The sequence below is a fragment of the Klebsiella quasipneumoniae subsp. quasipneumoniae genome (genome assembly GCF_020525925.1).
GTDB classification, from domain to species: Bacteria; Pseudomonadota; Gammaproteobacteria; order Enterobacterales; family Enterobacteriaceae; genus Klebsiella; species Klebsiella quasipneumoniae.
Genome location: NZ_CP084876.1, coordinates 1,803,365 through 1,821,251, shown reverse-complemented (window position 1 = coordinate 1,821,251; position 17,887 = coordinate 1,803,365). Strand labels below are relative to the sequence as shown.

The 17,887-nt window shown below is 59.4% G+C and carries 15 protein-coding genes, 3 tRNA genes and 1 pseudogene; 9 read left to right on the top strand and 10 right to left on the bottom strand.

All coding sequences use genetic code 11. The annotated features are described in order from the left end of the window. The first annotated feature begins 10 nt into the window (after nucleotides 1–10). On the top strand, nucleotides 11–931 hold the full coding sequence (locus LGM20_RS08780) for a LysR family transcriptional regulator (RefSeq protein ID WP_032453414.1): 921 nt from the start codon (nucleotides 11–13) through the stop codon (nucleotides 929–931). Between the two features lie 384 nt (nucleotides 932–1,315). Here the strand turns inward: LGM20_RS08780 and ldtA are convergent, their stop codons facing one another. The 3 genes from ldtA to nac all read right to left on the bottom strand — a co-directional run bounded on the left by ldtA (nucleotide 1,316) and on the right by nac (nucleotide 4,310). Next, nucleotides 1,316–2,257, bottom strand: coding sequence for a L,D-transpeptidase (ldtA, locus tag LGM20_RS08775; protein ID WP_023290298.1), 942 nt, complete (start codon nucleotides 2,255–2,257; stop codon nucleotides 1,316–1,318). 78 nt (nucleotides 2,258–2,335) lie between these two features. Continuing rightward, the gene (gene cbl / locus LGM20_RS08770) at nucleotides 2,336–3,286 is read right to left on the bottom strand and encodes an HTH-type transcriptional regulator Cbl (protein WP_004180456.1); all 951 of its coding nucleotides are present in this window, start codon (nucleotides 3,284–3,286) and stop codon (nucleotides 2,336–2,338) included. Between the two features lie 106 nt (nucleotides 3,287–3,392). Then, nucleotides 3,393–4,310: a nitrogen assimilation transcriptional regulator NAC gene (gene nac / locus LGM20_RS08765; protein ID WP_004203498.1), complete on the bottom strand. Its 918-nt coding sequence runs from the start codon at nucleotides 4,308–4,310 to the stop codon at nucleotides 3,393–3,395. Nucleotides 4,311–4,640: 330 nt separating this feature from the next. Between nac and LGM20_RS08760 the strand changes: the two genes are divergently transcribed. Next, nucleotides 4,641–4,716, top strand: a tRNA-Asn gene (locus tag LGM20_RS08760). Between the two features lie 94 nt (nucleotides 4,717–4,810). On the opposite strand, the gene LGM20_RS08755 is transcribed toward LGM20_RS08760, so the two are convergent. Both LGM20_RS08755 and LGM20_RS26470 read right to left on the bottom strand, forming a co-directional pair. Continuing rightward, the gene (locus LGM20_RS08755; protein ID WP_023290300.1) at nucleotides 4,811–6,445 is read right to left on the bottom strand and encodes a Na+/H+ antiporter; all 1,635 of its coding nucleotides are present in this window, start codon (nucleotides 6,443–6,445) and stop codon (nucleotides 4,811–4,813) included. 139 nt (nucleotides 6,446–6,584) lie between these two features. Continuing rightward, nucleotides 6,585–6,707, bottom strand: a complete 123-nt coding sequence (locus tag LGM20_RS26470) for a hypothetical protein (RefSeq protein WP_256204754.1) — start codon at nucleotides 6,705–6,707, stop codon at nucleotides 6,585–6,587. Between the two features lie 217 nt (nucleotides 6,708–6,924). Between LGM20_RS26470 and acuR the strand changes: the two genes are divergently transcribed. The 3 genes from acuR (at nucleotide 6,925) to LGM20_RS08740 (ending at nucleotide 9,654) form a co-directional block, all read left to right on the top strand. Next, nucleotides 6,925–7,629: an acrylate utilization transcriptional regulator AcuR gene (gene acuR, locus LGM20_RS08750; protein ID WP_044524082.1), complete on the top strand. Its 705-nt coding sequence runs from the start codon at nucleotides 6,925–6,927 to the stop codon at nucleotides 7,627–7,629. Beyond that, the gene (gene acuI / locus LGM20_RS08745; protein WP_044524025.1) at nucleotides 7,626–8,603 is read left to right on the top strand and encodes an acrylyl-CoA reductase (NADPH); all 978 of its coding nucleotides are present in this window, start codon (nucleotides 7,626–7,628) and stop codon (nucleotides 8,601–8,603) included. The genes acuR and acuI overlap by 4 nt, the downstream gene beginning before the upstream one ends. Before the next feature lie 118 nt (nucleotides 8,604–8,721). After that, nucleotides 8,722–9,654 carry a nucleoside recognition domain-containing protein gene (locus LGM20_RS08740; RefSeq protein ID WP_044524026.1) on the top strand — a complete coding sequence of 311 codons (933 nt, stop codon included), beginning with the start codon at nucleotides 8,722–8,724 and terminating at the stop codon, nucleotides 9,652–9,654. Here the strand turns inward: LGM20_RS08740 and LGM20_RS08735 are convergent. Beyond that, nucleotides 9,565–11,187, bottom strand: a complete 1,623-nt coding sequence (locus LGM20_RS08735) for an alpha/beta hydrolase (protein ID WP_044524027.1) — start codon at nucleotides 11,185–11,187, stop codon at nucleotides 9,565–9,567. The two genes, LGM20_RS08740 and LGM20_RS08735, sit on opposite strands and share 90 nt — an antisense overlap. Nucleotides 11,188–11,459: 272 nt before the next feature. On the opposite strand from LGM20_RS08735, the gene pmrD reads away from it, so the two are divergent. Beyond that, nucleotides 11,460–11,705 carry a signal transduction protein PmrD gene (gene pmrD, locus LGM20_RS08730; protein ID WP_023290305.1) on the top strand — a complete coding sequence of 82 codons (246 nt, stop codon included), beginning with the start codon at nucleotides 11,460–11,462 and terminating at the stop codon, nucleotides 11,703–11,705. Between the two features lie 129 nt (nucleotides 11,706–11,834). Further along, on the top strand, nucleotides 11,835–13,289 hold the full coding sequence (locus LGM20_RS08725) for an AMP nucleosidase (RefSeq protein WP_023290306.1): 1,455 nt from the start codon (nucleotides 11,835–11,837) through the stop codon (nucleotides 13,287–13,289). Nucleotides 13,290–13,456: 167 nt separating this feature from the next. Here the strand turns inward: LGM20_RS08725 and LGM20_RS08720 are convergent. The 3 genes and pseudogenes from LGM20_RS08720 to LGM20_RS26620 all read right to left on the bottom strand — a co-directional run. Then, a tRNA-Asn gene (locus LGM20_RS08720) sits at nucleotides 13,457–13,532 on the bottom strand. A gap of 126 nt (nucleotides 13,533–13,658) precedes the next feature. Further along, nucleotides 13,659–15,095 carry an EmmdR/YeeO family multidrug/toxin efflux MATE transporter gene (locus tag LGM20_RS08715; protein WP_044524030.1) on the bottom strand — a complete coding sequence of 479 codons (1,437 nt, stop codon included), beginning with the start codon at nucleotides 15,093–15,095 and terminating at the stop codon, nucleotides 13,659–13,661. Between the two features lie 128 nt (nucleotides 15,096–15,223). Further along, nucleotides 15,224–15,283, bottom strand: a pseudogene (locus LGM20_RS26620) (DUF5951 family protein); the annotation flags it as partial. 5 nt (nucleotides 15,284–15,288) lie between these two features. Here LGM20_RS26620 and LGM20_RS08705 point away from each other — a divergent pair. Further along, nucleotides 15,289–15,364: transfer RNA gene (locus tag LGM20_RS08705), tRNA-Asn, on the top strand. Nucleotides 15,365–15,617: 253 nt separating this feature from the next. After that, nucleotides 15,618–16,721 carry an AarF/UbiB family protein gene (locus LGM20_RS08700; RefSeq protein ID WP_044524032.1) on the top strand — a complete coding sequence of 368 codons (1,104 nt, stop codon included), beginning with the start codon at nucleotides 15,618–15,620 and terminating at the stop codon, nucleotides 16,719–16,721. Here the strand turns inward: LGM20_RS08700 and LGM20_RS08695 are convergent. Then, a complete protein-coding gene (locus LGM20_RS08695) occupies nucleotides 16,718–17,689 on the bottom strand; it encodes a sensor domain-containing diguanylate cyclase (protein ID WP_023290317.1) in 972 nt (323 codons plus the stop codon). The two genes, LGM20_RS08700 and LGM20_RS08695, sit on opposite strands and share 4 nt — an antisense overlap. Between the last annotated feature and the right edge of the window lie 198 nt (nucleotides 17,690–17,887).

Genomic DNA, 17,887 nt, shown 5'->3' with positions numbered 1-17,887 from the left:
AGGATAAGAAATGGATCGTTTCGATGCGATGCGCGCCTTTGCTCGGGTGGTGGAGGCAGGGAGCTTCACGAAGGCTGCCCAAACGCTTCATATGAGCAAAACCACGGTGACGCAACTCATTCAGCAACTGGAAGCGCGACTGCGCGTCAAATTGCTCCATCGCACCACCCGCAAGCTTGGAGTGACTCCCGATGGCGCGGTCTACTACGAGCGCGTCATCCGCCTGCTGGCGGACATGGAGGATGCTGAAAACAGCCTGTCCAGTGCGGCGATGACGCCCAGGGGACGGCTACGGGTGGATGTGCCCAGTCCGCTAGCCCGCCTCATCCTGGTGCCGGCGCTACCGGCTTTCCACGCCCGCTACCCTGATATCCAGTTCGACATGGGCGTGAGCGACCGGAAGGTAGATCTGATCGGCGACAACGTGGATTGCGTCCTGCGCGGTGGCGAAATCACCGACCAGTCCCTAATCGCACGCCATGTCGGCGATTTGCCAATCGGCGTCTACGTCGCCCCCCGTTATGTGGAACGCCTTGGCGCTCCCGCACACCCGCGAGAGCTGCAAAATACTGACCATTGCATAGTGGGATTCTTGTCCTCACGCACCAGTAAGATTGATCCTTTGGTACTGCGCAGTGAGAATGAACGTATTGAAATCACGGGCAACTACGTCCTTGCCGTGGATGATGGCAATGCTTACCTCGAAGCTGGGTTAGCTGGCTTAGGCGTGATTGCGCTGCCCAACTATATGGCGGCAGCGCATCAGGCCGTTGGCGCTTTGATTCCGTTATTTACACAATGGCGGATTAGCCCAATGCCTCTGTACCTGGCGTTTCCACCGAACCGCCATGTCAACGCCAAGCTGCGCGTTTTTATTGACTGGATCGTTGAAGTGATGCAGCAGCATGTCCCGATTGCCAACAATAAATAACGACATCCCAGCCCCCTGATTCGCTTATCAACGACGATGGGGGTCAGTAGTAGTGACTGTGGTCAGGCGTGTTTTGACAATAGGGATTCTGCAGCACTCATCAGTATTATATTCTGGATATTGGCTATCATAACGGGGATATTCGCTTTCATGGACAATGGCAGCCAAAAAAAAGATCCTCAGTAACAATATTAAGTCCATAGATATATTTGCAGACTTTATCATCTCCGCCTGAGCCTCTCCTGGCGCCCTCATTAACACGCCATCACCGCCACTGTTGATAAGTTAAGGATCGGTTTCCCGATCCTTATCCCCAACAACGTTGAATGCATCGACAGCAAAAGAGCCTTCTTACAATAGCCGTTAATCAGGCTAAACGACCCGCTACAAACTCCCCTGCGCCGCTGTGGCGCTGATATTCACCGGCATGCCGGAGCGGCGCTGCAGGGTTTGCTCGGCCTGCGAAGGACTCACTCCCGGCCCCTGAGTAAATTCGCGCAGCGCCGAGGTCATCGGCAAGGGGACTTTTCTGTCGGATTCAAATTCCGCCCGGTTGCGCGACAGCGGCTCGTGCACCTCCAGCCAGTGGCTGCCATCCGGTTCCACGGTGTACTTCACCGGCTGATCGATCAGCTGGACGCGCGTCCCCACCGGTACGTTATCAAACAGGAATTTAATGTCGTCATTGCGCAGGCGGATGCATCCCTGGCTGACGCGCAGCCCGATGCCAAAGTTGGCATTGGTGCCGTGGATGGCGTACAGCCTGCCGATATAGATCGCATACAGCCCCATCGGATTATCGGGGCCGGGCGGCACCATCGCCGGCAGGGTTTTGCCCTCTTTCGCATATTCACGGCGGGTATTGGCGGTCGGTACCCAGGTGGGCCCTTCCTGCTTGCGCTCTACCGCCGTCACCCAGTTACGCGGCGTTTCGCGTCCCGCCTGGCCAATGCCGATTGGCAGGACTTCCACGCTATTGCCCAGCGGCGGGTAATAATAGAGGCGCATCTCGGCGACGTTGATAACGATCCCCTCACGCACGGTGTCAGGCAGGATCAGCTGCTGCGGAATGGTCAGCGTCGAACCGGAGTGCGGCAAATAGACATCGACGCCGGGGTTCGCCTCCAGCATATTGCTCAACCCCTGGCCGTACTGGGCGGCAAAGCTTTCCAGTGGTTGAGTGTTGTTCTCCGGCACGGCAATGGTAAAAGCGCTGCCCACCAGACGGCTCCCCTCCGGCGGCAGCGGATAGCTGACGGCCAGCGCGCTGTGGCTGGCGAACAGCATCAGCGCCGAACAGAGTAATGTCACACGCCGCATCGTCATTTTCCCTTCCTCAGTCGCGACTCTCGTGTGTGAATTATAGCGGCATTTCCTCTCCCCGATCCGCTGGCCAGCATTTCCTTAAATCTGATAGTCGATAGCGGCCTCTTCCGGCTCCATCGCCTGGCGCTTGATCTCATCCAGCGACAGTCCGGCATTGCACAATTCGATAAAGCGCCAGACGTAATTACGCTGCAGCTGACCCCGCTTCAGTCCCAGCCATACGGTATTGGCATCAAACAGATGGCGGGTATCGAGCCGCGTAAAGGTGTCCGCTTCGCGGGCATCCCCGGACTGCTCGGCAACCAGCCCGACGCCCAGCCCCAGCTCGACGTAGGTCTTGATCACATCGGAATCCTGGGCGCTCAGCACAATATCCGGCATCAGCCCTTTGCGGTTGAAGGCCTCATCGATCCGCGAACGGCCGGTGATCCCCTGGCGATAGGTGATTAACGGCCAGCGGGCAATCGCCTCCAGCGTCAGAGGAGACACCTGGGTCAGGGGATGGTCTTTGGGTACCAGCAGGCTGTGATGCCAGCGGAACCAGGGGAAAGCCGCCAGCGTCGGGTCGTTGCTCAGACGCTCGCTGGCGATGCCGATATCCGCCCCGCCGTTATGCAGCAGCGCTTCGATTTCCTGCGGGGTGCCCTGCACCAGCTCGACGCGAACGTCGGAGAACAGCTCGCGGAAAGCTTTAATCACCGGCGGCAGGCTGTAGCGCGCCTGGGTATGGGTGGTGGCGATGGTTAAGACGCCGGAGGCATCGTTAGTAAAGAGATCCGCCAGCCGCCGGACGTTGCTGGCTTCATTGAGGATCCGCTCAGCAATGGATAACAGCGCTTTACCCGGCTCGGTCATGCCTAACAGGCGTTTGCCGCGACGGATAAAGATCTCAATCCCCAGCTCCTCTTCCAGTTCCCGGATATGGCGGCTGACGCCTGACTGCGAGGTATAGAGCATATTCGCGACTTCCGTCAGGTTGTAATCCTGACGGGCCGCCTCACGGATAATTTTCAGTTGCTGGAAGTTCACCCTTTCCTCCGGGCCAATGGACTTAACGTATCTGCTATTGTTAAAGTCTGTTGTCCCGGGTAACAAATAATAAAAACCAGCAACTTATTCCTTAAGAGAATATAGCTTAACTAACCAGCTGCAGTTCGCGGTTCTCCAGCGACGGACGGCTCACCAGAGACAGCAGGATCTCCTTCACCGCCTGCGCCTGCGGCGACAAACCGCCGCGCGCCGACATGTTCAGCGACAGCGACAGGCTCATTGACGGCGTGCTAATCCGCGCCATCCAGCCGTTCGCCGCGCCGCACAGGGAGCGGGCAGCGGATTCCGGCAGGACCGTCGCCCCCATGCCGCTGGCGATGGCCGCGGTCAGGGTGGTAATGGATTCGATCTCGCCGATAATTTTCGCCGACAGACGACGCAGGGTGAACGCCTCGGTGACCCGCGCCCGTACCGCGCTGTAATCTCGCGGCAGGAACAGGTTCATCTCCGCCACCGCCGTGAGGTCCACGCTCTGCCCCGGGCAGTCGCGGGTGCCGACCAGGTAGAGGTCTTCTTTCAGCAGCGGCTGGCTGACGATGCCGGCCACCGGCGAACGCTCATACAGCACCGCCATATCCAGCTGGCCCGCCAGCAGCTTGTCATTCAGCGCAGTGCCGCTGCTTTCCTGCAGATAGACCATCACCTCGGGCAGTTCATTACGCACCGTCTGCAGCAACGGCATGGTAATGGCGGAGGCCGCTGTGCCCGGCGCCAGGCCGATCGAGACCTGGCCACGCAGCGTCTGGCCGACGTTATTGACCGCCAGCTGCGCCTGCTCACACTGGCGCAGGATGGTCCGCGCATGGGTATAAAGGATTTTACCGGCTTCCGTTGGCGTGACCCCTCGCTTGGTGCGTATCAGCAGCTGCTGGTCCATTTCACCTTCCAGGGTCGCGACCTGCTGGCTGAGGGCCGGTTGGGCGATGTGCAAGACTTCAGCGGCCTGGGTCAGACTGCCGATATCGACGATTTTCACAAAATATTTCAGTCGTCTTAAGTTCATTTTGCCTCCTGTAAGGAACGCCAGCGTCAACGCTGGAAGTATGATGAAACTGGTTTTGCAATTTGCTTGCCAGCTTTTCATTTCCGCTGCCGTTGCCCGCCACAGGCGGTGTTATAAGGGATAGTGATAGCAATCCGGTTTTTATTTGCCCGGTAAGCAGATTGTGGTATGCCCCATAAGGGGTACATTCGCACTACAACGGTGCAATCTGGTGAAAAAAACAGCGCATGCGCGGGGGTTGCTGAAATTGTCAGCAGTCGAACGCAATTCTTTGAATCAGGCTTTGACAAGGCCGGGTGGCATCGTTAATATGCGCCCCGTTCACACGATTCCTCTGTAGTTCAGTCGGTAGAACGGCGGACTGTTAATCCGTATGTCACTGGTTCGAGTCCAGTCAGAGGAGCCAAATTTAAAAAGCCTGCTTTCGAGCAGGCTTTTTGCTTTTCCGCGCCAGCTGCGCTGCCGGAAGGCGAAGGATCCCCCCTCCGGCGATGGCGCCCCTAGCGCAAGCTCTCTTCCTTCAGGTCTATCTCTCGCAGCACCTCATAAAAGGTGATATCGCTAATGTTGTGGGCGCGACGCAGCCGGAACAGCTCCTGACGCTGGGCGATAATGACCTCTCTTTGCATATATTTCTCCAGCCTGGCGCGCTTAGCCAGCTCCAGCCCGACGTCCTGCCCTTCGTCATTGTCGTTATAGTGCAGTCGTCGCTGGTAGGTTTCCAGCAGCATATTGCCGGCATCAGCCCGCAGAGCCTGCTCAGTCGGATCTTCCACCGGCTCGTCGAGTAGCGCATTCAGCCGGTTGATAGCCACTTCGGTCATGACGGCGCCAATATCGTCTTTGCCGGTGTCATGGGGTAAATCATCGGCAAGATAGCGGGTCATGAACGGCAGGCCGATAGCCGCCACCACCAGCGACATCAGGATCACCGCCATTGAGAGAAAGATCAGCAGTTCGCGGCCCGGGAATGGTGAACCATCCGCCAGCACCGCCGGCAGCGTCAGAATACCGGCGAGCGTCACGGAGCCTTTGACCCCAGCCAGCGCCATGACGGCGAGGATGCTGAATCGCGGACGGACGGTGATGGCTTTGCCCCGGCGTTTGCGGCGAAAAATGGTCAGCGTCATCGACAGCCATACCCAAGCGAAACGCATCAGACCGAGCGCGAGGGTGATGGCCACGGCGTACAGCAGCAGATACCAGGGCGAAGGGACGCCGGCCTGGCTGGCTACCGCCGGCAACGTCCTGAGCATGCGGGGCAACTGCTCGCCCAGCATCAGGAAGATCATCCCGTTGAGGGTAGTCTGCAGCATGGACCACACCGCGCTGCTTTTCATGCGCGTCGCGGGTAGCCGGGGCCCCGACAGCTGTTCATAGTGCATCGCAATGCCTGCGGCGACGGCGGCAAGAATGCCGGAGACATGGAACGCCTCGGCCAGCAGGTAGGCGGCGAAGGGGATAAGCAGGCTGATCAGGATCTGGATGGCCGGCTCCTCGCGGGTGCGCCGCACCAGAAAGTTATTACATTTGCCGGTGACCCACACCACCACGAGCCCACTGAGGATGCCCCCGAACGCCATCAGGAAAAACTTCATCACCGCCTCTCCCGGGGAGAAGCTGCCGGTCAGCACCGCGGCGATGGCGAAATTAAAAGCGACGAGGCCCGAAGCATCGTTTAACAGCGATTCCCCTTCGAGGATATGCGCCATCCGGGAAGGCAGCGGCGAGCTGGCGGTCATTGCCGATACCGCCACCGGATCGGTGGGTGACAGAATCGCCGCCAGGGCAAACCCCGCCGCCACGGTGATCGCCGGAATAAGCCAGTGAATAAACAGGCCAATGCCGAGGATAGTGACCATCACCAGGCCTATCGCCAGCGACAGAATCGGCTTCATATCGCGGAAAAACGCGTCTTTCGGGATCCGCCAGCCATCAAGGAAAAGCAGCGGCGGGATAAACAACAGCAAAAAGATGTGCGGATCGAAATCGACCTGAAAACCACCGGCGGCCAGCGCGGCGCCCGCAGCGATCTGGATCAGCGGCAGCGGCACTTTAACGGGCAGAAGATGGGAAATGAACACCGTCACCACGATGGCCATCATAAAGACCAGCACAATAGCGATTAGCGACATTCATCCCCTCCTTTGACGGCAATATTCATTCTGTACATCAGGCTGTTATTCCTTTTTCGCAGGTGTGGTTTCGGCGGCGGGTTATTTATCCAGACGCCGATAATAAAGGACAGGCTTTCCTGTCTTGCGACGTTTTTATTTAAACTGAGCTGGCAACCGGCGCCCCTTCAGGGGGGACAATGTGTTTTATCAGGCCGGTGTTGTCAATCCGCCAGGGTCTGCCAATCATCGCCAGCCCGGCAATATAATCGCTACCATTCATCCTTATCATTCCGTGGCGACCAGAGAGATATATGGTCAGCGGATTGATATTCTCTGCAGCAGCCGCGCGGAGAACCACGCATTAATAATTGATGATAATCCGCGTCGCCTTCATAAGCTGACTGCCTCGAAATTCCGCCCTTCTCTGCCTTACATGGCTTGCCCCCCACCGGGATTGGGGGTACCCTGACAAACAATTAAACCATACGGTCTAAATGATGAATCCCGCTACCTCCGCCAACCAGAAGCCCCGCCGCGGCCGACCGCCAAAGGCCGATCGCCAGTTTGTCGACACGCGACAGGCGCTGATTCGCTCGGGCCTGGAGGTGCTGACCGAAACGGGCTATCTCGCGGCGGGTATTGATGCGGTGATCAAGAACATCGCCGTGCCGAAGGGGTCGTTTTACCACTGTTTCAAAAGCAAGGAGGCCTTTGGCCTCGCCGTGCTTGCCGCCTATGGCGACTATTTTGCGCATAAATTAGATAAATTCCTGCTGGACGACGCCGTGCCGCCGCTGGAACGGATGGCGGCCTTCGTGCGTGATGCCGGTCAGGGAATGGAGAAATACCAGTTTCGTCGCGGCTGCCTGGTAGGCAACCTGCTGCAGGAAGCTCCCCTGTTGCCCGAGGCATTTCCCCAGCGGTTGCAGACCATCCTGGCGGCATGGGAGGCGCGCGTGGCCCGCTGCCTGCACGAGGCGCAGGCTGCCGGGACGATCGCCAGCGACACCTCACCGGAGGCGCTGGCCCAGGTGTTCTGGATCGGCTGGGAAGGCGCGGTGATGCGCGCCAGGCTGGTCCAGTCCGCCGCTCCCCTTAACCAGTACTGGGATTTCTTTGCGCACACTATGATGACAATAACACCTGCACAGGACGGCGATAGCGCCGATAACTCCCTTCAGACGAGGAATACTCAGTCATGAAAGCATTAGTTCTGGACCAGATTGACAACCGCACCGTGGCCGCCGTCAAAGCGATTGACCTGCCCGCCCTTACCGAAGGCGACGTGCGGGTCGCCATCGACTGGTCGAGTCTCAACTATAAAGATGCCCTGGCGATCACCGGCAAAGGCAAAATCATCCGCCAGTTCCCGATGGTGCCGGGGATTGATTTTGCCGGCCGGGTAAGTGAAAGCCGCGATCCGCGCTTTGTTCCCGGCCAGGCCGTGATCCTCACCGGCTGGGGCGTGGGCGAAAACCACTGGGGCGGTCTGGCCACCGAGGCCTGTGTCAAAGGCGACTGGCTGGTTGCCCTGCCGGAGGCGCTCAGCGCGCGCCAGGCGATGATCATCGGCACCGCCGGCTTCACCGCGATGCTGTGCGTCGATGCCCTCGTCAGCGCGGGCATCACCCCGGAAAGCGGTGATATCCTGGTCACCGGCGCCAGCGGCGGGGTCGGCAGCACCGCCGTGGTACTGCTGAAAGCGCTCGGCTACCGGGTGACGGCCGTATCGGGCCGCGAGTCGACGCACGACTACCTTCGCCAGCTCGGGGCCGACGCCATCCTGCCGCGCAGCGACTTTGCAGAGACCCGCCCGCTGGAGAAACAGCTGTGGGCGGGCGCGGTGGATACCGTTGGCGGCACGATGCTGGCCAAAGTGCTGGCGCAAACGCACTATCGCGGCTGCGTCGCCGCCTGCGGTCTGGCCGGGGGCTTCGATCTGCCAACCACCGTGATGCCGTTTATTCTGCGCAATGTGCGTCTGCAGGGGGTGGATTCGGTGATGGTGCCCACCGCAGAACGCGACGCGGTGTGGCAGCGTCTGGCCCAGCTGCTGCCGGAAAGCTACTACCAACAGGCAGCCACCGAAATCACGCTGGAGCAGGCGCCAGCGTATGCCGCAGATTTCCTCAGCAACAATATTCATGGCCGCACGCTGGTCAACATCGGCCAGTAATCCTCTCCTCCCGGCGCCCCACGGCGCCGGTCCCCGGGGCGATCCTGACATATCATTTCCTTCCCCACGGGATTATGATGACGCGAACGAATGGCTTTGCGAGTGGTAAAGAACGTAAATGGATGTCATAAGCATCATTATGGCGGCGGGCAAATCGTCCGTTGACGTCGCGCTGTATACGCTGTTGCCGATCATGGTGATCATGCTGATTATCATGAAATATCTGGAGGTCCGCGGCATCCTCGATGTGATTGTGCGCTGGGTTGCGCCATTGCTGAAGCCCTTCGGCTTAACCGGGATGAGCGCCTTCGCCCTGATCCAGATTAACTTTGTCAGCTTCGCCGCCCCGCTGGCCACGCTGTCGATTATGGACAAACGCGGCGTTTCTGACCGGCAAATGGCCGCCACCCTGGCCATGGTCTTCGCCATGGGGCAAGGCAACGTCTTTTATCCCCTCACCCCTTTCGGCCTGCACTGGCTGGCCTCGATCGTTATCTCAGTGGTCGGCGGCCTGTGCGCGGCGGCGGTCGCCTGGCACGTCACCGGACAGCGCCTATCGGTCGCCGAGAACCCTCGCGCGGAAGCGCTGCCCAACGCCGAGCAGAACAGTCAGGGCATTCTGGCGGTGATCAACAGCGCCGGCTCCGACGCCATCCGCCTGGCGCTCGGCGCGGTGCCGATGCTGATCCTGTCGTTAACCATCGTCGGACTGCTGCAGGGCGCTGGCGTCATCGACCTGCTGCAGCAGCTGCTGAAACCGGTGCTCGGCTGGCTGCATATTCCGCAGAACTTTGTGCTACCGGCGCTGGTGAAGTGCGTCGCCGGGGGCACCGCTTATTTTGGCGTCATTTCCGAGCTGATCCAGCAGGGCAAAGTCACCGTCAGCCAGGTCAACGCCTCGGCAGGCCTGCTGATCCAGACCTTCGATCTGCCCGGAATCGGTATTTTCCTCGGCATCAGCTCACGGTTTGTCCGCCTGTTTCGCTTCGTGGCTCCCGCGGCGATCGTCGGCATTCTGCTGCGCACCGTCCTGCACCTGATCCTCTTTTAACGCCTCCGCGCTGGCCTGCGCCTTCAGGCAGGCCACCACCGCCGCCTGCTCGCCGCAGGCGATATGCTCATCGACGCGGGCCAGCATCCACGGAAAGAAAGGATTGGAGGTGACGCGCATTAACGTCTCCAGCCCCACGCTCAGCGTCCCGGTCTCTCCGCGCAGTGAAATGGTGCCCAGGCTAATGCCGTAGCGGTTCTTCTCGTCCGGCTCACGACCATACAGCGAGTCGCTCAGGGGAAACGGCACTGCCACATGCGACAGGGAGTACATATCCGCCGGCCAGGCAAGGTGTAAGGGATAACGATGCTCTTCCCGTTCCTGCGCCAGCGTGGTACGGGCGATGGTCTGCAGGGTGTGCGCCGTCGCGTTGGTCACCACCGTCGTGGTATAGGCCCGCGACGCCGGCGGCAACAGCATATTCACCGCCGCATAAAGCGCGGGACGGAACAGGACCCGGAGATCCGCCGCCTGGTTTATGTCGAACACCACCAGCTCGCTGCCGTTGTCCGGCAGGTAGCGATACAGGGACTCCACCACCGCCCGGGTGCTGACGGTGGAATCCATTACCGACTGAAAGGTGAGGACCGGCGGCAGCGCTTTCAGCGCCCCCTGACGGGACGCGCGAATAATCTGCTGCTGCAGCGCCTGGCTCAACAGCCAGGACTGTCTTGCCGCTTTTACCGGAAACGAGTTGTACTTGAACGGATTAAACTCAGGCGCCACGTTCAGCCAGGCCGCGCGGGCAAACGCCGGGAAGATGGACGGCAGCCCGGCGAGACCGGCAAAACGGGCAAACGCCGTCACGCCGATCATCGGCGACAGCAGGATAATCTGCTGCGGCTGGCGCAAGTGGCTGTCCTCCAGGCTATCGAGGGCATACTTGAGCGCCAGCGCGCCGCCGTTTGAGTAGCCGACCAGATGCAGCGGCACGTCCGCCCCGGCCAGGCGCGTCGCTTCCCGCACCGCCAGACGCGTTGCCGCCAGCCAGGTCTCCCAGTCAACGGCGGTTAACGCTCCCGGCGCGGTGCCGTGGCCCGGCAAACGCGGCGCCACCGCCACATAGCCCCGCTGCCGCCAGAGCTGCGCCAGATAGCGCACGCTGTAGGGCGAATCGGTCAGGCCATGGAACAGCACCACGCTGCCGCGCGGCTTGCCCTGCGGCAACAGTATAAAAGAACGGTTCCAGTCCTGTGTAAACTGTCCCGGCCAGACCCGGCTGTGGCGATAAAAGCGGTTGACGGGGGTTTTATCTTCCTCCGGTAAAGCATCCGTCACCTCGCGCTGGAGATCGGCGAAAATGGTCTTCTCCCGCGCCAGATATTGGGCAAAGGTCGCCTGGTCGATCTCTTTGGCCGCCATCTCATTGCCGCGCCAGGTATGCCAGCGATGCAGCGCCGGGCCGCGCTGCGACTCATAGATCCGTCCGGCGAGAAACACCACCAGCAGCGCCAGCACCGCAATGCTCCCTTTTTTCAGCAGTGAGCCGATAACGGCGCCCGACGTTCGCCAGTGTCGTAATAGATGCTTCATAACGCTCTCTCTGATATTTATCGCGTAGCCGAACGCGTTCTGCCCTATTCCTGACAGGCGCTTCTCACGATCTGCTTTTCAGCATAGTCATCGCTTCCGGCAAATTAAACCCGGCAGATCATTCCCTGCCGGCGAAAAAAAACCTACCGCTGAGATCAACGTTTGGTCGCCTGTTTTTAAACACTGCATAAACCAGCGGGATAATCTTATTGTCAGATTTTTAAGAAACATGAATTATCGGCGGATGTGTCACCAGGAGAGGAAAAAAACAGATGGAGTGGTGGGTAAAAAAAGTCCAGGATAATTCTCCGTCCAGCCCCTGCCGCGTCGTGCTCCAGAGCGGCGCACTGGAGATGATCGCTGAGATTGAAGCCTGTCGCCTCCGCCTGCGGGAAGGGGATAAACTCACACCGCTGGCCGATGCGCGCTATTGTCTGAATAATAATCCGGCGCAGACATTGAAGATCCGCAACGCCAGCCATTATAGCAGCGCGCGCTGGGCAAACGCCGGTAAATAAATCGAGTCCGGCCCCTGTGCCGGTATTGATCTGAGTATCTTCGCAACTGACAGATAAATTCCCCTTCGCCCTTTTCCCGCTGTGACATACTATCGGGAATGTCAGCAGACCTGAAACAAGGAGCGAATCATGAATAACAAGGCCGCCAGTCTGACCCCGGAACAAGCGCTTGCCGAGCTGGAAGCGCGTTATGAAGCCTCGGTCACGGCGTTGCGCAAAGCCATCGGCGACTATATTGACCATCATACGCTCCCTGATACCGAAGCCCGCGCGGAAGGCCTTTTTGTCTATCCGCAGCTGTCGGTCTCCTGGGACGGCGCCGATCATAAAGCCCTTAAAACGCGCGCCTGGGGACGTTTCACCCATGCAGGGTGCTATACCACCACCATCACCAACCCGAAACTGTTCCGCCACTATTTGCTCGAACAGCTGACCCTGCTGTATCAGGACTATGGCGCCCATATTAGCGTCGAGCTGTCGCAGCATGAAATCCCCTACCCTTACGTGATAGACGGTTCCACTCTGACCCTTGACCGTTCGATGAGCGCCGGTCTGACGCGCTATTTCCCCACCACCGAGCTGTCGCAGATTGGCGATGAGACCGCGGACGGCCTGTTCCATCCTACCGAGTTCTATCCGCTGTCGCACTTTGACGCCCGGCGCGTCGATTTTTCGCTGGCGCGTCTGCGGCACTATACCGGCACCCCGGCGGAACACTTCCAGCCCTATGTGCTGTTCACCAACTATACCCGCTACGTGGATGAGTTTGTCAGCTGGGGCTGCAGCCAGATCCTCGATCCTGACAGCCCCTATATCGCCCTCTCCTGCGCCGGCGGGATCTGGATCACCGCCGAAACCGAAGCGCCGGAGCAGGCCATTTCCGATCTGGCGTGGAAGAAGCACCAGATGCCAGCCTGGCATCTGATCACCCACGACGGCAAAGGGATCACCCTGATTAACATTGGCGTCGGCCCGGCCAACGCCAAAACCATCTGCGACCACCTGGCGGTACTGCGCCCGGATGTCTGGCTGATGATCGGCCACTGCGGCGGCCTGCGTGAAAGCCAGGCCATCGGCGACTATGTCCTGGCCCACGCCTATCTGCGCGACGACCATGTACTGGATGCGGTGCTACCGCCGGATATTCCCATCCCCAGCATTGCCGAAGTGCAGCGCGCCCTGTACGACGCCACCAAGCAGGTGAGCGGGATGCCGGGCGAGGAAGTGAAGCAGCGGCTGCGTACCGGGACGGTGGTCACCACCGACGACCGTAACTGGGAGCTGCGCTATTCCGCTTCCGCGCTGCGCTTTAATCTCAGCCGCGCGGTGGCTATCGATATGGAGAGCGCGACCATCGCCGCCCAGGGCTATCGCTTCCGCGTCCCCTACGGCACGCTGCTCTGCGTCTCGGACAAGCCGCTGCACGGTGAGATCAAGCTCCCCGGTCAGGCCAACCGCTTCTATGAGGGGGCCATCTCTGAGCATCTGCAGATCGGCATTCGGGCCATCGACCTGCTGCGCGCCGAGGGGGATCACATGCACTCGCGTAAGCTACGCACCTTCAACGAACCGCCGTTCCGCTAACCGGCGACGGGGGAAGAGAGAGGAAAACGCTGGCGTTCCCCGCAGGGGAGCGTCAGTGGCCGGGTGAGCGACACAAACGTCCCGGCGGTGGCTGCGGATGTTGAGTCCGCAAGGAAACGGACAGACAGAAAAGCAAAAAGCCTGCTCGAAAGCAGGCTTTTTAAATTTGGCTCCTCTGACTGGACTCGAACCAGTGACATACGGATTAACAGTCCGCCGTTCTACCGACTGAACTACAGAGGAATCGTGTGAACGGGGCGCATATTAACGATGACGCCGGACGCTGTAAAGCCTGTTTTTAATAAAATGAATCGTTTGCCGAATAATTCCTCACTTTGCACAAAAAATGGCGTTTATCCGGCAAACGGATCAGGTTTCCGGCGTTGAGGCCTTCACCCGCGGGTACTTCCACAGCCAGCGGCCACTCACCATGCGGAAGTAAAACAGCGCGCCGCGCACTGCCCAGTCGAGCACCATCCCTAACCAGACGCCGATCACGCCCATCCCCAGCACGATACCCAGCGTATAGCCCGCCACCACCCGGCAGCCCCACATGCCGAGCATCGACACCCACATGGTATAACGTACGTCACGGGCGCCTTTTAAGGCGCAGGGTAAAGTCCACGACAGCGACCAGATCGGCATAAACAGGGCGTTGAGCCACAGCAGCTGCTTCACCACCTCTTTTACGTCATCTTCATGGGTATAGAACGAGGCGATAAAGCCCGCGAACGGGGCGCTGCCCCAGGCAATCAGCGTCAGAATAATGGTCGACAGCCAGAACACATGCCAGGCCTGGAATTCCGCCTGGCCAATCTGCCCTTTCCCCAGCCGCTTGCCGGTAATGATCGTCGAGGCGGAGCCGAGGGCGTTGCCCGGCAGGTTAATCAGCGAGGCCACCGAAAAAGCAATGAAATTGCCGGCGATAACGTTGGTGCCCATCCCGGCGACAAACATCTGGGTCAGCAGCTTACCGCCATTGAACAGAACCGATTCGATACTGGCCGGGATGCCGATCCCCATCACCTCCCAGATAATGGCGAAGTTAAAGGGTTTGAAGTAGCCCTTCAGCGACAGCCGCAGCGCGGGATTGAGGCCCACCATCAGCACCCAGATAGTGGCGATGGCGCCAATATAGCGGGCAATGGTCAGCCCGAGACCGGCGCCGACAAAGCCCAGCCCCGGCCAGGAGAAGAGGCCATAGATGAGCACGCTGCTGATTAGGATATTGAGGATGTTCATCCCGCCGTTGATCAACAGCGGGATTTTGGTGGTCCCGGCGCCGCGCAGCGCCCCGCTGCCGATCAGCGCAATCGCCGCCGCCGGATAGCTCAGCACCGTCAGCTCGAGATAGGTCAGCGCCAGGTCCTTCACCTGCGGGGTGGCATCGCCGGCGACAAAATTAATAATCTCCTGACCAAAAGCGTGGATCACTCCCGCCAGCACAATGGAAAACAGGGTCATAATGGCCAGCGACTGGCGCGCGGCCGCTCTCGCCCGCCGCCGATCTCGCTTGCCGAGGCTAAAGGCCACCACCACCGTGGTACCCAGATCGATAGCGGCAAAAAACGACATGATCACCATGTTAAAGCTATCGGCCAGGCCCACCCCGGCCATGGCCTCTTTGCCCAGCCAGCTGACAAGGAAGGTGCTCAACACCCCCATCAACAGCACACAGGCATTTTCCAGCAGAATGGGCACAGCGAGAGGGCTGATTTCGCGCCAGTACAGCACACGATAACGCTGACGTTTTTTAAACCAGGATGTCCGTTCGACGGCCTGGCGTACGGCGGAGGTGACGTTCAAGAGAGACCTTAGTGAGAGATGTTGAAACAACATTTCAAATGATGATCGAGAAATGGATATCCTGCAAAGTATTTTTCCGTAATCATTGTCGGAAATGACAACAAATTGTTGATGGAAGCGGCAGTTGCACCTGAACGGGCGAATTGATGTTTGACAAAAGATTTTTCGCCGCTAAGATACGACTCCACACGATTCCTCTGTAGTTCAGTCGGTAGAACGGCGGACTGTTAATCCGTATGTCACTGGTTCGAGTCCAGTCAGAGGAGCCAAATTTAAAAAGCCTGCTTTCGAGCAGGCTTTTTGCTTTCTTGCGTCTCTGGCGTTAACTCTGAATCGCACCCAGCCTGGCAAACACCTCATTGACAACGGCGTCAGGGCCGCCGCCCTACGCCCCAGGTATCCTCCATGAACGCGCCACCGCTCAGCCTGAAAAAACGCCCGGCGGTAGGATGATTTTGCTGACGCTTGCGGGTGAGATAGCGTGGATGAATCACTCTGTCCTATGACTTTTAAGGAGGCGCCATGAACCTCAGACAACAGCAGCAGCAGGCGTTCGATCGCAGCGGAGAACCTCTTATCGTCGGCGACGTCAATCACTGTCCACTGCCGCCGGAGACCCTCGCCGCGCTGGCTGCGGATTCACCCTATGTGGTGCAGGTATACGGTTCGGGGCTGACCGGCGAGGTTTACCGGCTGCGCATCGCCGGCAAGGAGTACAATTTAAAGAAACGACGCGCCGTCGCCGGCGTTGCCAACCTTAACGGCCAGCTGTCGTTTTTAAACGAGGTACAGCGCCGGCAGGCGTTGCAACGGCTGAAGGATGACCCTAATACCGCGCCGCGCTTCACCCACATCGTCCCGACGCTGTATGCCGATTATCGCCTCGGCATCCTCCTCTCCCCCTGGATCGATGGCGAGGCGATTCACCAGCTGACCCCGCCGCTGATCGCTCAGCTGTTCACCACGCTGGAAGCCTGTGAGGAGCAGGGGCTGATGGAGTGGGATCTCTGTAGCGGGAACCTGCTGGTGGACCGGGAGGAGCAGCTGTGGCTGTTCGATTTTGGCTATATGTATCCCTTCGACCCGCTGAGAGAATTCAACAGCAACGGTCTGGCCGATCCCCTGTTTCACTTTGTCGAGCGCTTTGAGACCCGCTTCTTTTTTAGCTGGCTGATGACCCGGGTGCCCGATGCCGAACAGCAGCTGGCGCAGTATCGCGAGATGAAGCGGCTGGCGGTCGAAAGCTACCGGCGCAAGCTGGTCTGGCTTCGCGCCCGGCGGGCATCCCCGCAGGTGCAGGCTCATTTTCAGCAGATAACGGCGCGCTGGGAGACGGGGCTGGCGGACCCTGCCGCGCTGAGCCGGTTGTTTGCCCTGGAGGCCTTCCGCTCACACGTGCTGGATATTGAAGACGACCTGCATGGCCAGTCCTGCACCTTGCTCACCCTGCAACGTATCGACTGGGTGATAGGCCAGCTGGAACAGCATTATCACTTTATCGCCGATCAGGACGGCCTGTTTTATGACAACGCGGGGAAATCGCAGCAGGCGCTGCTCGGTGACTATGCGCAGAAGCGGCAGCAGGCGCAGGAGTACCTGCTGAATGCCGCCGCCGCAAAGGATTAACGGCGCTCGCGCCCCTGTTTCTGCTTCGCCTGATACATCAGGCGGTCGGCAGTGGCCACCAGCGCGTTGAGACTGGGGTGGCTGGCGGGATCGTACTCCACGCAGCCCCAGGAGAACGCCAGCTGCCAGGGGTGAGCCGCCTGCTGGTTGAAACGCGCCACGTTGTGGCTGAGCGTCTCCATCGCCGCCGCGGCATCGTGGCGGCTGGTATTGGCGAACAGAATAATAAACTCATCGCCCCCCTGCCTGGCGAGGATATCGGATTCACGGAAGGCGGCTTTCATCAAATCGGCGATGGCGATCAGCGCGCGATCGCCCTCTTCATGCCCCCAGGTATCGTTGATGTGCTTAAAGCGATCGAGGTCGACAAACGCCAGGCTGACCGGCTCATGACGGCGCTGGGCCGTCAGCAGGGCATACTCGGCCAGGGTGAGGAATCCCCGGCGGTTAAACAGTCCCGTCAGCTCATCAGAGGTTGCCGCATCCAGCACCTTGAACTCATCCTCCACGATCGCCGCCAGATCGCTTAAGATCTGCATTTCATGCGCGGAAAACGAACGCGGCTGATGGTCCATCAGACAAAAAGACCCCACCGTCGCGCCATCCGGCAGCTGCACCGGGTACCCGGCGTAAAAGCGGATAAACGGCGCCTGGATCACCAGCGGGTTGTCGTGAAAACGCTCGTCCTGCTGCATGTCGTTAACGATAAGCGGGTCAGTTTGCAAAATGGTATGGGCGCAAAATGAAATGTCTCTCGGCACCGTGTCCACATCCAGACCGGCACAGGATTTGATATGCAGCAGATCTTCCCCTACCAGGCTGATGGACGCCACCGGCAGGTTATACAGCGAACGGGCAAGCCTGGTCAGGCGATCAAAGCGTTCTTCTTTTCCGCTATTCAACAGCCCGGAAGAGCGAAGCGATTGCAGGCGACGCTGCTCGTCGGGATGAAGTCCGGCTAATTTCATTGTCTCTCTCTTGTCTCTTGCGCAGAATTCCACCGGGCTTCCCGCGGGAAACCCGGCGTTTTATCCTGCCAGGGGAAAAATAGTCGTCAGGTATCCCATGAGTTAAGCAGATTTCCCCTGCTCGTCAACCGGCGCGCCCCGGCGACGGGCGGCCGGGGCGCTGGCGGAAGGCCATTGCGGCATTCCGCCCGGCGAAAG